The following is a 12,053-nucleotide window of genomic DNA, read 5'->3' on the forward strand; positions in this document are numbered from 1 at the left end:
CGCGTGCTGACGAAGACGGCCGCTGACGGTCAGAACACGGCGAGCGACGTGTTCGCGATGTCCGTCATCAGCATGTGGCCCGGCGCATGCGCGATGGCGAGCGGCAGGCGAGCTGCCATGAGCGCGGTCTGCGGGGTCACGCCGCAGGCCCAGAACACGGGTAGCTCGCCGTCGCGGATCGTCACGGGATCGCCGAAATCGGGATGCTCGAGATTCTCGATGCCGAGCTCGGCGGGCGCGCCGATATGCACGGGCGCGCCGTGCACGCCGGGATAGCGGCTCGTGATCTGCACGGCGCGGATCGCGTCGGCGCCGCGCATGGGCCGCATCGACACGACGAGCTCGCCGCCGAACACGCCCGCTCGGCGGTTCGCGATGTTCGTGCGGTACATGGGCACGTTGCAGCCTTCTTCGACGTGGCGCAGGGGAATGCCTTCGCGGGCGAGCATCGCTTCGAACGAGAACGAGCAGCCGATCGCGAACACGACGAAGTCCCGCTGCCAGAAGTCCTTCAGCGACTCGACGCGCTCGGCGAGCCGCCCTTCGCGGTAGATGTTGTAGGCGGGCACGTCGGTGCGGATGTCGAGATCGCGCCCGAGCGTGTCGATACGGTAGTCGCCCGGCTCGCCAACGCCCAGCAGTGGGCACGCCTTCGGGTTCGCATGGCAGAAGCGCAGGAAGTCGTGCGCCTGCGCTTCGGGCAGGATCGCAAGATTGGCTTGCGCGAAGTCGCCGCAATGGCCGGCCGTGGGGCCGCGAAACGTGCCGTTGCGCACGGCGTGGCGAAACTCGTAGGGCGTCATGTCAGGGATCTCGAAAGCGGAGAAACGAAGCTGTCGTCAGCGGATAGGGCGAAGGATAGAAAAGACGAAAATTTGACGCCAACTAGTTTTTCTTGCGCTCGACGAATAGAATTTCTTAACGGCGCGTCGGGTTTTCCCTGATTCTGTGAAGATTTTGTAGTGTGGACGCCGTGCCTCGTCTGCTTCCTCGCCCCATGAATACGCGCTTTCTCGACACCTTCATCACGCTCGCCAAGCTGCGCAGTTTCCGCACGACCGCGACCGAACTTCACGCCACGCCCGCCGCGATTTCGCAGCGCGTGAAGGCGCTGGAAGACGAACTGGGCACGGTGCTCATCGACCGCGAGAGCCGTGAGTTTCGCCTGACGCCGAACGGCGAGTACCTGCTCGGCTACGCGAAGGCGGTGGTCGATGCGACGCGCGAACTGCAGGCGGCCGCGGCCAGCGACAGTGCGGTGCGCGGCAAGCTGCGTCTGGGCGTGATCGAGACGGTGGTGCATAGCTGGCTGGCGCAGTACATGACGCGGCTCTCCGCCGACTATCCGCAGCTCGATATCGACCTGAACGTGGACGTGAGCGTGGTGCTGCAACGCCGCCTGATGGCGGGCGAACTCGATCTGATCATCCGCGTGGAGGGCAGCGACGAGGCGAGCGTGGTGTGCGATGCGCTCGCGAATTACCCGGTGCACTGGGTCGCGCGCGCGGGCCTCGTGCCGAACGGCCGCAGCGGGCTCGCGAAGCGCGTGCTCGAGCATCCCATCCTCACGTTCGGACGGGGCACTGCCCCGCATCGCGCGCTCGAGGACATCGTTACGACGCTCGCGCGCGCCAACGGCGTGCCGGTTGCGCAGACGCGCATCACGGGATCGCCCTCGATCTCCGTGATCGTGCAGCTCGTGCGCGATGGCTTTGGCGTGGCCGCGATTCCGCGACTGTTCGTGGACGCGCTGATCGAGAGCGGAGAGGTGGTGGAGCTGCCGCTGCAGCCCTCGCCGCCGTCGATCGTCGTGTCGATGTCGCGGCGCGCCGATGCGTCGCGCCACGTCCACGCGGCGGCAACGGCCGCGCGCGCCGCATGTCACGAGTACTGTGCGAAAAGCGACCGGCGGCTCGTCGAACCGTTGTGATTCCCGGCACGAAACCGGGCGGCAGAAACCGACCCTCTCCGGTCATACGGGGTCGCGATCGCTCGAAGGCCGCTTCCAAGTGCGGATTCAACCGGTCGATGCAATAGTTTGCTGAAATCGTTCGGCTGGCGGCTGCTCGAACTTTGCCGACGGTTGATCAAGGCCTCGAGCGTGCTTACGTCCAAGCGAAGTCGATCTGGGAGAAGCGTTGTTAGCAGACACTGGTGTGTCGTTTGAGCAATGCCGTTCTTGTCCGAGCTCCGCCTCACGTCCGACTCTGTCCGCTCGTCAACGACAGGATTTTATTTGCCAACTCCGTGCCGATGCTGCCGCCGCTTCTCGCGCTCCTTCATCAGATGCGGCATCAGTTCGTCTATGTACTGTCTCGCATCGCCACGTGTGAATACCTGAGTGAAGCGCTGACGTGCGGCGTCGTTGCCGACCAGCTCCATGTGGGCCTTGCGCAGGACGTGCAGCAGACCCATCAGCGTGCTGGAATCCGGCACGGGTTCGTGGTCTCGCTCATGCCCGGGCGTCGTTGGGGTCATGCTCCTATCCTCTCTGGGCAGTCCTGGCGGCAGGTCTGAGTGATCAGCGACAGCACGTCATTGGCGCTCCTGTCGCGATCCGTCAGCGGCTGGAGACCAAACAGGCGTTGAAGGGTCGCGAGCACTGAGCTGTGATCGTACGGCGTGTGATCGACCTGACCTCGTGCGACCCAAGGCGACACGACGATCGCGGGAACACGCACGCCATAGAGGTCGAACCCGAAGCCGCTCGTGTTCAGCGTCAAGGCCGCGCCGTCGTTCGGAGGGATTGCCTTGTCGGGCTTGACCGAGTCATAAAAGCCGCCGTGCTCGTCGTAGAGGATTAAGAACAGGCTCTTGTCCCACAACGGCGAGTTGCGGATCGCGCCGTAGACGCGGGCGACGAGCTGATCGCCGGCGGCGAGGCTGTCCATCGGATGCTGCGAACTGCCGTTCTCGTAGGTGTCGTTCACGACGTCGCCATAGTTCGGTTCGATGAACGTATAGCGGGCAGTGTAGCCTGCAGCGAGGTCCGCTTCAAAGTGCGACAGATCGTCGACATCGCAGAAGCTTATCCCTTTGATCGACGCGACCTGCGGTATGCGGCCGAACGGATCACCGAGGTGGTCCTGGTACAGGCGGTAGTTGTCTTTGCCGAGCGCATCGAAAATCGATCCTTTTGGATAGGCGAAGCCGTCCAGCTCTTCCCATTTGCACATCTCCACCGAGGTCGGCGAATGATCGAGCCCGGCCGACGACGCGCCGTGAAGGAAATAGCGGTTCGGCCAGGTCGGGCCGGGCAGCGACGAATGCCAGGCGTCGCACAGCGCGAACTGCGTCGCGAGCTCGTACAACGCGGGGGACTGCGTACGGGCGTCGACGCCCCGCATGATGTCGCCCACGTCGCCGCTTTCCGGTGGGGCACCCTCGGTGCGAGTAGTCGCGTAGTTCGAGACGAAGCCGGAGTTGTCCACAGGTGGATAGGGCTGGCCTCGCTGGAACTGCGCGGCCGCGCCGCATAACTGCTCGACCACGTCGATAAATTCATGCCCGGGGTCGGTGGGCATCTGGACGGGTGCGCCGTCGCCGAACGCGTAGGTAGCGTTGTTGTAGGTGTTCGTGTTTCCGTTAGTGGCGGCAGCGATTCCCGGTATACCCGACAGCGCGAATAGATGGTCGAAGGACCGGTTTTCCAACATCAGCACAAATACATGCTGGATGATCTGGCCCAAGCCGCCTGTGGCCGCTGCGTTTGCATTCATGAATGCGTACTCCGGTTGTTCGCTCGACGATCGACCTATTTTTCTGCTTGGTTCTTCATTGTTGACGTACCGTGTCATTCTGGGCACACCGCGCAGGCGGCTCCATCGCGGGTCTCCTAATCGTGCTAGCGCAGCGATGCGTCATTCGTGTTTTTGTAGAAGCACCCTCTCTTTTCCGCCGCTATACCCGTCAATTATCTTGCTGGTGGATTTGTACCCATTGCATCACAACGAACTCTACAGAAGGCGGGCGGATGTTTGCCTGAAAGAACTAACGAGGTAGCTCAATTGAGGTATTACTCGACTGCCTGTCAAAGCCCGCTCGGTTCGATACACCATCTGGACCCGGGCAGATTCTTAATTGCTTGTCTATGATTTGCTCTTTGTCGCGCCGTTGCGCTGAGCGAGGTCCGAAGCCGCGACCTCCTTCTCCTTTTTCGTGGACTTTGGATTGCGCAGAATCTTCGCCGCGTCAGACGCGGCTCTCTTCCCCGTTGCCATGTTTGTCCCTCGAAATGTTCTCATCGGTCGATGAGACTGATTCACGTTGATGGTATGAAGGAATGCGCGAAATTTCAAGATATCCTTTCCCCGACAAACGTCGTATACCTCTTGAGCATGAGGCGGCGCAGTCAGGCACTATGGCGTACGTAGCATCTAGACTAAATGGTCGATTTACCCGATTACGCAATGCCCGACATCGGCAACTAAGCGACCGTTTGGTGGCGCAGAGCTGACACCTGATCGACCGCCCCAATCGGCGAACGAATGACGCCACGTGGCCGAACCCGGCCCGATGCGCAACCGGCGAGTTGGGTCGTCATGCGTCGGCCGGCATCCGGCGCAAGTCGACCCGGAGCGGACGGCCGTATTTTCAATAACAGACATTCGCGCCTTGTGCTGGTCCGCTACAAGTACGTGGCAGGCGTTAGGCTGCCACGGCGCGCCAATTATCCAATTTCGCAAAGATTGGCGCCGATCATGGCTCACTGGATTCTGTGTCTATCGCGAGGTGGATTTCCACAACGGCGCCGTTGCTTGAGATTGTCATGTCCTCGTTCGAAATGCGGCGTGGCGACCGACATGCAAGCCACGGCGTCTTTTCCAAATCATGGTATTTCTGCTCTCGATGACAGACCCAGGTGTACTCTGCGTTCTCCTTTCCGTTATCGCGTATCACAGCGATTGGCGTCGTGAAGAGCGGCCCGCTGGTTACGCCCGGTTCGAATTTTGCGAATCGCAGCACGAATGGCTTCCAACCGCACTCACCAGGTAGATAACGATCAAGAGATAATTTAAAAGCAAATTTCGTGTCTTCTTCAGGCACCCTCACTGAGTCATAGACGACCTGTATGACATCAGGAGCGCCCAGAATTCGAGCGAATAGTGTCTGAGACCTGCAAGCTTCATTGGTGGTTGCATATCCCACATCAAGCCAGATCTCCATCCCTGGCGCTTTGGTTCCTTGCACAAGCAGCGCTTTCTGGGGAGATGGATTCGTTTCGGGTCTATCGGATGCGCGATTTTGCTTCGCTTCCACATGCTCCCGAAACTGCAAAGGAACAGCAGGCGGTTGTCCGGAGTCGCACCATGCGGTATGGCTCCATAGGAGGGTTATGCTGCATAGCAATTGTCGCCTCATGGTGGGTCTCGCTTGCGATTTTATGAAAATGAAGCCCAGTTGCTTTATCGTCTCGCTAGATCGGAACCGGGCGCTAACGTTAGTACCATCAAATCCTGGAACCATGTAGTGCGACGGCGCACGATGACATGCAGATACCCTACAGTGGCGTGGTCTGCGAACGACGGCTATCGGCAACCTTTGTCATTGTCTGCTCCTGGCCGACCTCTGCCCGATGGTGATCGGCAGAACCCGACCCGTAGGGGACCTTGGACCCGCCCGATAGCAGCCGTTCAAATGATCAGTGTTTCTGGCTTAACGATTCATTGCGGCCATTTCCCGATCGCCCCATATTCCTGCCAAAACGCGAGGAGGTGCGTCATCGTCGTCTTTGGCTGCAAGCAATTCTTTAACTTTGGCCGCTCTTACGCCAGTACCTGCTATCTTGAGCACACTGCGCCGCGCGCCGGCGTCGTCTCTACTTCGACGCGTTGACCATTGACCTGAATGTCTCGCAGTCGCGGCTCAACGAGCTGAAACGTCCCCTTCGCCAAGGCATCACGAAGCGCAGCGCAGTTCGGTGCGATCGAAAACTTTCCCACCAGTTGCCACTCTCCATCGCTGACCTGGTCAAACACGAATCCAATACTTCCGCTGTTCGGGAAGAGCACAACGTTCGACTTGTGATCGCCGGTCAGGTCGACGAGGTAAGCATCACATTTCACCGAGGCAACGTTCAGGCAGCCTGGAAGCATCCAGTTTTGCGTGACCCGCTTCCAGTCCGTCGAGAGAAATGACGCCGGAACCGGCTGCCCGGGAGTGCGCGACACAATGTTGAGCTCGAGCGTCGCGGCATTCGGGCGAGCTGCCCCCAAAAGGCCTGGACCAGGCTGACGTGCAGCCTGTGCGCTCAGTTCGCGAACGGTCGCGGCATTGGGTGCCTTAGTCTCTCCCTGCAGGCGCGCAAGCGCCTGCAGCCCGTATCTCGCGGATCTGTACCGCAAGAAGTTGTAATCGAATTTCTCGGGCTCAACCCTCCCCGCGAGGAGACGGTCTACCTGGTTGTCCACCGACAGACGTGCCGGGTCAGCCAGCGGCGTGAATACAGCAACGAGGACAGCGACTGATACCCACGCCGCGACCACATTCACAGGCGCGATCTTCGCGAGGGTGTCAGTGCGAGCGAGCGCCGCCCACGCATAGCCGATGGCATAGAAGTAAGCCACGAACGTTCCGGCACAGGCCAAAATGCGGTGCGGCGTGAACCCATACTGCTTAATGCGCAGGGCGAGCGCGTAAGTCGCAAGTATCACTAGCACGGGAAGCATCAGGCATGAAATCCTCATACAGACACGCAGCACTCGCGGTGCCTGATCAGACCCTGGGCCGCCCTTGAAGACGGCGTTCACGAAGATTATTTTCAGCGCCGCGACGCCGAGCAGGATCCACGTAGCAGACCGCGTGGCCCATAGCAAGCCGAGTCCGGTGAGCGGCAGAGATGCGAGGAATCCGCCAACGATGACAACGAGGACCAGGAGCAGCCACGAGAGTAGCGACAGCACAAGCGTGCGCGAACCCCGGATGATGTCTGGCCTCACATCGGTGATGTGCAGGGCCGACGCAAACGCCATCGCGCTCACGGGAATGTTGAACCACGATTCGCGCAGAAGTTGCTGGAGGAAATTCAGCTTCAGCAACAAGAAGAGCGCTGCCCCCAACCAGAGCACAAGAAAGAGCGCACATACAAACAACCCGGACAGCAAGACTTGGAGCCCGAGTTTCCAGCTGAATTCGAAGTACGACTCGTAGGGGGCAAACCACGACCTTGCCGCCTCGCCGGCGAGAACAAGGCAATAAGCGATGAATACGATCACGCCGCTGTAGAAGGTCACTGCCATTGAAGGCAGCGGAACCTCGGCGCGACCGAATGGTTGCATTCCGACAATTTCAGCGCCTGCCGATCGCCACGCGTCGTGACAGCCAAGCACTGCCACGACTGCGGCGAGCACGGCGGCCCACATCGCGAGCTTAGCTCCCCTCATTCGTTGCAGGCCCACGATAAACGCCGGCGGGATGAATAGGGTAACAAGAAGCAGCGGAAAGAATAGAAGCGGGATAGTTGCGATGCCGCTGCGATTATGCGCAGCGTTCATGAGCAGATACAGCACTAATCCCTGGAAAATGCCGGTGAGGAGTCGCGGTGCGAAGAGATTTTGACCTGGAGCAGCCTGCGGTGTCCCCTGCTGATTATTTTGCATCTCCACCCCGCTTTCCCGAATATGTTTTCTTTTACATTTCGCGCCTGCCTGACCGCCGCAGTGGTGCCGACCGACGCCCGGCCTGTCATGGGGCGGCCCCCTCCCACTGCGTCTGGCGCAAACACCGTGTTCGAGTTCAAAGCCATTATATGCGACCGATTCAGACTGCAGTGTCCGAGAGTCGGTGGGCACATGCGTCAATTGAAAATCATCTAGCTGGCGCTGTCGAACGACGGCAAGTGGCTGCCCGATGCGCCGTGCGGTCGGCGACAGTCGCCCCGGAGCCGTTGGATGCATGTGATCTACCAACGCCATGCATTAATCGGCTTGAGCGAACTCACGTCTATTAGCAAAGGCGTTCGGTGGTGACCTGTCAGCGGAACAACCGGAACGCCTATGACCTGCACCCTATGCCCGATTGCGCTCTCCGCCGCTGAGCGCTGAGAGTCGTGAATAACGACCTGAACAAAGTATGTCGATCTGGCATCCTGGTCTAGCGGGGCCAATGCCTGAGAATCGGAAAGCTGCGTGGCAGGCGTAGCGGGCAACTGCAGAAACAGCGAATGTTCTATTCGGTCGCCATGTGGATTTTCACCGTAGTTCGGCGGTCCGTAAAATTCGCCGATCACCAGGATTCCCTCGAGCGTGATCGAGGGGGAGGGCTCCGCTGCTTTGCCAGCTATTACTGTGCAGAATAAAGCGAGAGTTACGGCGATGCCGGCAGGTTTCATAGGCGCCTAGGTAAAAGGAGTGATCGATGTTTGCCCTGAAGGAGCACGAATTCTCATTCTTGCGCTTACGTCCAGCACGCGGATTGTCGACGATTCGGACCGACGTGTCGATCGTCCGTTCCTGGCCGACCGCTGCCCGAAGCGATCTGCCAGCTCTCTCCACAGCGGACGCTCAACGCGGCCAGTTATCTGTTGAGTTCGTGGTGCCAATATTGCCTTCGACCAATGAAGTCAAAGGCTTCTGGTCACGAGGACTTGTTATCTGCCTCTATGTGAAAGGTTGGGCCGCCTGAAAAGCGAAGCGAAAGTACGTACTGCTTTGTCTGCTCGACCGTGATCACGCGCTGACCGATCAATCCCACGAGCTTGTCACAGAACCCTGTTGTTCCCCGCCAAGCGCTCAGAACATCGTATTCGTGTTGTTGGCCGTTTCCGGTACCGGCTGCAAAACATCCCAGTGCTCGACGATTTTTCCATCGGCATCGAAACGGAAGATGTCGACGCCCGCGGTTTCCTTGCCGCCCCAGTCCAGATAGCGCACGTGAACGAAAGCGAGGTCACCGTCGATCGCAATGCGCTTGACCTCGCACGACACCTTTCCGACCTGCTTGATATAGCCGCAGATGAAATCGGTGCCATCCGGAAACATCGGGTTGTGCTGGATATACGGACCAGCGACCAGGCCCGGTAGCAGTTCGGACTCGCCTTTGTTGAAAACGCGCGCGTAGATGGTATCGATTGCGGCTTGAATCTGTTCTCTGTTCATGGTCTTGCCTTTGTGGGTTGCGTGTCCTCTATTGAAGTCGTTCCGATGAAGACGATCCATACCAATCCATCCATAATGCATGTCGATTCGTCTCATTCTGCTAGGGTGAAGCCATGGAAGCATTGAACGGGTGGTTGAAAGCGGTCCGCGCTGATGGCTTGGTGCTGGTTCGCACGCGCGCGGCCGGGCCGTGGGGATTTGCGGTGAAATCTCGCGATGCCGTGGTGTTCCATTTCGCGGCGGAAGGGCATGCGTTCGTTCGTCGATCCGGCGCGGAAGCGCTGGAGTTACGCGCCGGCGAATTGGTCCTGTTCCCGCGTGGAAGTGCGCATGAAGTCGCGCATTCGAAGCGAGGCAAGGCCATTCCGCTCGATACGTTTCTGGCCAGGCACGATGGTGTCGTCGACCCTGATCCCAAAGCCACCACGCTCATTTGCGGCCAGTTCAACTTGGATCAGCATTTGGCGCTCCCCGCATTGCGGGCGCTTCCGCAGGCTGTATTGCTCCGCGCCGGGATGGAGCCCGGACATTCCCCACTGAGCGATACGCTGCGCATGCTGCGTAATGAAGTTGAGACACCGAACTTTGGTAACCATATCGTGGTGCGGAATCTGCTTTCTTCCCTGTTCGTCTACTTGATGCGCGAATGGGCGGATGCGGCTTCCCCTGCAGATAACGATTGGTTTTCGGCCTTGCGATCGCCGCAAATGACGAGGGTCCTTGCGCGGATACACGAATCACCCGAACGTGCTTGGACACTGGCGGAACTTGCCAAAGAAGCCATGTTGTCCCGTGCTGCATTCGCCCGCAATTTCTGCGCCTTGGTGGGCGAGCCGCCTCATCAGTACCTGACGCGTTGGCGCATGGGCATTGCTGCACAGCTGTTGGAGGAAACCGAGCTACGCCTTGGTGAAATCGCGTCGCGCGTTGGCTATGGGTCGGAATTCTCTTTCAGCCGCGCATTCAAGCTGGCACGTGGTGTCTCGCCGATCCAATACCGCCGTGAACGGCAAGGCGACATGGCATCCGTCTTGCCGATGCCTTGAGCAAGCGATTGGCTCAGCGCACCGTCCAGGACTTCACTGCTCTGTCGTCAAGGTATTGTCCTCGTCGGCCCCCGTCTGTGTCTTCTCCACACGTTCAATCTGCACGCGCATTGACCGCGCATCCGGCAAACCCAGGGCTTCTGCGGCCGCGTAAGAGAGATCGATGATCCGGCCTTTGACGTAGGGTCCGCGATCGTTGATGCGGACGACAACCGACTTTCCGGTAGCCAGCGATCGGACGCGAACATAGGTACCGAGCGGCAATGTTCGATGGGCGGCAGTCAAGGCGCCGCCATCGTAGCGCTCTCCGTTTGCGGTCAGATGCCCCTGGAACGTTGACGAATACCATGACGCCTCGCCGGATTGCGAGATATCGTGCTCGTGCCGAGCGCGACAGGAATCCGATCTGCACGCAGAATACTTGGACGGAATCTGTCCGCAAGCAGTGAACAACGCACAGATTGCCAAGACTCCCAAATAACGAAGTGATAGCGCCATAGGCCACCCGTCAGTCAACGAGACGTGGTTCTAGAGGTATCCAAAAGTTTCCAATGCCGGCATACCCGGGTTACGTAACACGTTGACACTAGTTTAGGCGACACGCGGCGGCCCAGAAAGTCGGACCCTCTTTTCCTCGTCGAGGTCGTCGATCCGATTGGTACAGGCCTTTAGATGTGTATTGGCTTCGTCGCATATCGGTCCTTACGTGCCCCTGACCGGTACGCAATCGTGCGAGAGAAAAGCGGCGTGGTGTAAAACGCGGTGTGAAGAGAGTCTCACTACTGTTGGCGCGCAGCCTGCGCGATTGCTCGCCCACGCCACGCGCCATTGCCGCCATAGCGGCATTCGAACCGGATTAACGCTCGATTTGGCTATTCCACCGCGCATCCCACTGCGCGCGGTGAGCATTGATCACATCCCAATCGACCACATTAACCTTCTTCACCAGGTCGTCGAGATTGCCGAGGCTTTGCTGCATAGAAGCGGGCATCGTCGCGAGGCGGTTGGTCGGAATCTGCTTGCCCGCGATGGCGGCCTTGGTCTGCGCCGGCGCCGACAGCAGGAATTGCGCGAGCTTCTGCGCCAGCTGCGGATCGGGATTGTTGTTGACGACGCACAGATCGACGAGCAGCAGCACCGGTCCTTCCTTAGGACTCACATAGGCGACCGGGATGCCCTTGTCCTGCAGATCGCCGACGCCGGTCGGCGTGAGCGGGAACAAGCCGGCTTCACCCGTTTGCACCATCTCCGAGATCTTCGCCGAGTTCGGAATGTATTCGACGACGTTCGGTCCGACCGTGCTTTGCCACTTCGTGAAGCCCGGTTCGACGTTCTGCTCGCTGCCGCCCCACAGGCGATTGATCTCAAGGAACCCATGCAGGCCGAAGGTGCTGCTCGATGCCGATTGGAACACCACCTTGCCCTTGTACTTCGGATCGGCGAAGTCGAGCCACGAGGTGGGCGGCGCCCAGCCCTTTTCCTTGAAGAGCTTCGTGTTGTACGCGATGCCCGTCATGCCGAGTTGCACGCCCGCGCCCATGTCGTCCTTCATGCGCGCGAACGGATAGAGCTCCTTGAGCACGGGCGCATCGTCGAGCTTCTTGCATACGCCCATGCTGACCGCGCGCGCCATCACGCCGTCGTCGAGAAACACGACGTGAATCTGCGGATTGGTCTTGTTCGCGAGCAGCTTCGCGAGAATGTCCGACGACGTGCCCGGCACGACGACGACCTTCACGTCGTTGGCCTTCTCGAAGTCGGGCAGCACTTGGCTCGTGTATGCCTTTTCCATCGGGCCGCCGTTCATGCCGATGTATATCGTCTTGCTTTGCGCGAACGCGGGGATGGCGGCGGTCAGGCCGCACAAAGCTGCGGCTGCCGCGATCGTTTTGATGAGTTTCATTCGTAGTCT

At 59.6% G+C, this 12,053-nt stretch carries 12 protein-coding genes; 3 read left to right on the top strand and 9 right to left on the bottom strand.

Going from position 1 to position 12,053, the window contains the following annotated elements; genetic code table 11:
- Positions 1-29: 29 nt before the first annotated feature.
- Positions 30-803 (bottom strand): putative hydro-lyase, encoded by a 774-nt coding sequence (locus FAZ95_RS06985; protein WP_137331780.1) that lies wholly within the window; start codon positions 801-803, stop codon positions 30-32.
- Positions 804-997: 194 nt separating this feature from the next.
- Here FAZ95_RS06985 and FAZ95_RS06990 point away from each other — a divergent pair, with 194 nt between their 5' ends.
- Positions 998-1,930, top strand: coding sequence for a LysR family transcriptional regulator (locus FAZ95_RS06990; RefSeq protein WP_137331781.1), 933 nt, complete (start codon positions 998-1,000; stop codon positions 1,928-1,930).
- A gap of 302 nt (positions 1,931-2,232) precedes the next feature.
- On the opposite strand, the gene FAZ95_RS06995 is transcribed toward FAZ95_RS06990, so the two are convergent.
- From FAZ95_RS06995 to FAZ95_RS40665, 5 genes are all read right to left on the bottom strand, one after another.
- On the bottom strand, positions 2,233-2,478 hold the full coding sequence (locus tag FAZ95_RS06995) for a hypothetical protein (RefSeq protein ID WP_137331782.1): 246 nt from the start codon (positions 2,476-2,478) through the stop codon (positions 2,233-2,235).
- The gene (locus FAZ95_RS07000) at positions 2,475-3,719 is read right to left on the bottom strand and encodes an alkaline phosphatase family protein (protein ID WP_137331783.1); all 1,245 of its coding nucleotides are present in this window, start codon (positions 3,717-3,719) and stop codon (positions 2,475-2,477) included. The genes FAZ95_RS06995 and FAZ95_RS07000 overlap by 4 nt, the downstream gene beginning before the upstream one ends.
- A 979-nt stretch (positions 3,720-4,698) precedes the next feature.
- Positions 4,699-5,259 (bottom strand): hypothetical protein, encoded by a 561-nt coding sequence (locus FAZ95_RS07005; RefSeq protein ID WP_137331784.1) that lies wholly within the window; start codon positions 5,257-5,259, stop codon positions 4,699-4,701.
- A 521-nt stretch (positions 5,260-5,780) separates the two neighbouring features.
- On the bottom strand, positions 5,781-7,598 hold the full coding sequence (locus tag FAZ95_RS07010; RefSeq protein ID WP_254699890.1) for a DUF4153 domain-containing protein: 1,818 nt from the start codon (positions 7,596-7,598) through the stop codon (positions 5,781-5,783).
- 302 nt (positions 7,599-7,900) lie between these two features.
- Positions 7,901-8,329, bottom strand: a complete 429-nt coding sequence (locus tag FAZ95_RS40665) for a DUF4431 domain-containing protein (RefSeq protein WP_137331786.1) — start codon at positions 8,327-8,329, stop codon at positions 7,901-7,903.
- A gap of 26 nt (positions 8,330-8,355) precedes the next feature.
- Between FAZ95_RS40665 and FAZ95_RS07020 the strand changes: the two genes are divergently transcribed.
- Complete coding sequence (locus tag FAZ95_RS07020) at positions 8,356-8,622, top strand: hypothetical protein (protein WP_137331787.1); 267 nt, start codon at positions 8,356-8,358, stop codon at positions 8,620-8,622.
- A 107-nt stretch (positions 8,623-8,729) separates the two neighbouring features.
- Here the strand turns inward: FAZ95_RS07020 and FAZ95_RS07025 are convergent, their stop codons facing one another.
- Complete coding sequence (locus tag FAZ95_RS07025) at positions 8,730-9,095, bottom strand: nuclear transport factor 2 family protein (RefSeq protein WP_137331788.1); 366 nt, start codon at positions 9,093-9,095, stop codon at positions 8,730-8,732.
- Positions 9,096-9,208: 113 nt separating this feature from the next.
- Here FAZ95_RS07025 and FAZ95_RS07030 point away from each other — a divergent pair, with 113 nt between their 5' ends.
- Positions 9,209-10,141, top strand: a complete 933-nt coding sequence (locus FAZ95_RS07030) for an AraC family transcriptional regulator (RefSeq protein WP_137331789.1) — start codon at positions 9,209-9,211, stop codon at positions 10,139-10,141.
- A 33-nt stretch (positions 10,142-10,174) separates the two neighbouring features.
- Here the strand turns inward: FAZ95_RS07030 and FAZ95_RS07035 are convergent, their stop codons facing one another.
- On the bottom strand, positions 10,175-10,639 hold the full coding sequence (locus FAZ95_RS07035; protein ID WP_437437720.1) for a septal ring lytic transglycosylase RlpA family protein: 465 nt from the start codon (positions 10,637-10,639) through the stop codon (positions 10,175-10,177).
- 358 nt (positions 10,640-10,997) lie between these two features.
- Positions 10,998-12,044 carry an ABC transporter substrate-binding protein gene (locus FAZ95_RS07040; protein ID WP_137331790.1) on the bottom strand — a complete coding sequence of 349 codons (1,047 nt, stop codon included), beginning with the start codon at positions 12,042-12,044 and terminating at the stop codon, positions 10,998-11,000.
- Between the last annotated feature and the right edge of the window lie 9 nt (positions 12,045-12,053).

The organism is Trinickia violacea, from assembly GCF_005280735.1.
GTDB classification, from domain to species: Bacteria; Pseudomonadota; Gammaproteobacteria; order Burkholderiales; family Burkholderiaceae; genus Trinickia_A; species Trinickia_A violacea.

What these genes read in the sequence shown, in the direction of transcription:
- FAZ95_RS06985 (WP_137331780.1), bottom strand. Translation starts at nt 803, where the DNA reads ATGACGCCCTACGAGTTTCGCCACGCCGTGCGCAACGGCACGTTTCGC.
- FAZ95_RS06990 (WP_137331781.1), top strand. Translation starts at nt 998, where the DNA reads ATGAATACGCGCTTTCTCGACACCTTCATCACGCTCGCCAAGCTGCGC.
- FAZ95_RS06995 (WP_137331782.1), bottom strand. Translation starts at nt 2,478, where the DNA reads ATGACCCCAACGACGCCCGGGCATGAGCGAGACCACGAACCCGTGCCG.
- FAZ95_RS07000 (WP_137331783.1), bottom strand. Translation starts at nt 3,719, where the DNA reads ATGAATGCAAACGCAGCGGCCACAGGCGGCTTGGGCCAGATCATCCAG.
- FAZ95_RS07010 (WP_254699890.1), bottom strand. Translation starts at nt 7,598, where the DNA reads ATGCAAAATAATCAGCAGGGGACACCGCAGGCTGCTCCAGGTCAAAAT.
- FAZ95_RS40665 (WP_137331786.1), bottom strand. Translation starts at nt 8,329, where the DNA reads ATGAAACCTGCCGGCATCGCCGTAACTCTCGCTTTATTCTGCACAGTA.
- FAZ95_RS07020 (WP_137331787.1), top strand. Translation starts at nt 8,356, where the DNA reads ATGTTTGCCCTGAAGGAGCACGAATTCTCATTCTTGCGCTTACGTCCA.
- FAZ95_RS07025 (WP_137331788.1), bottom strand. Translation starts at nt 9,095, where the DNA reads ATGAACAGAGAACAGATTCAAGCCGCAATCGATACCATCTACGCGCGC.
- FAZ95_RS07030 (WP_137331789.1), top strand. Translation starts at nt 9,209, where the DNA reads ATGGAAGCATTGAACGGGTGGTTGAAAGCGGTCCGCGCTGATGGCTTG.
- FAZ95_RS07035 (WP_437437720.1), bottom strand. Translation starts at nt 10,639, where the DNA reads ATGGCGCTATCACTTCGTTATTTGGGAGTCTTGGCAATCTGTGCGTTG.
- FAZ95_RS07040 (WP_137331790.1), bottom strand. Translation starts at nt 12,044, where the DNA reads ATGAAACTCATCAAAACGATCGCGGCAGCCGCAGCTTTGTGCGGCCTG.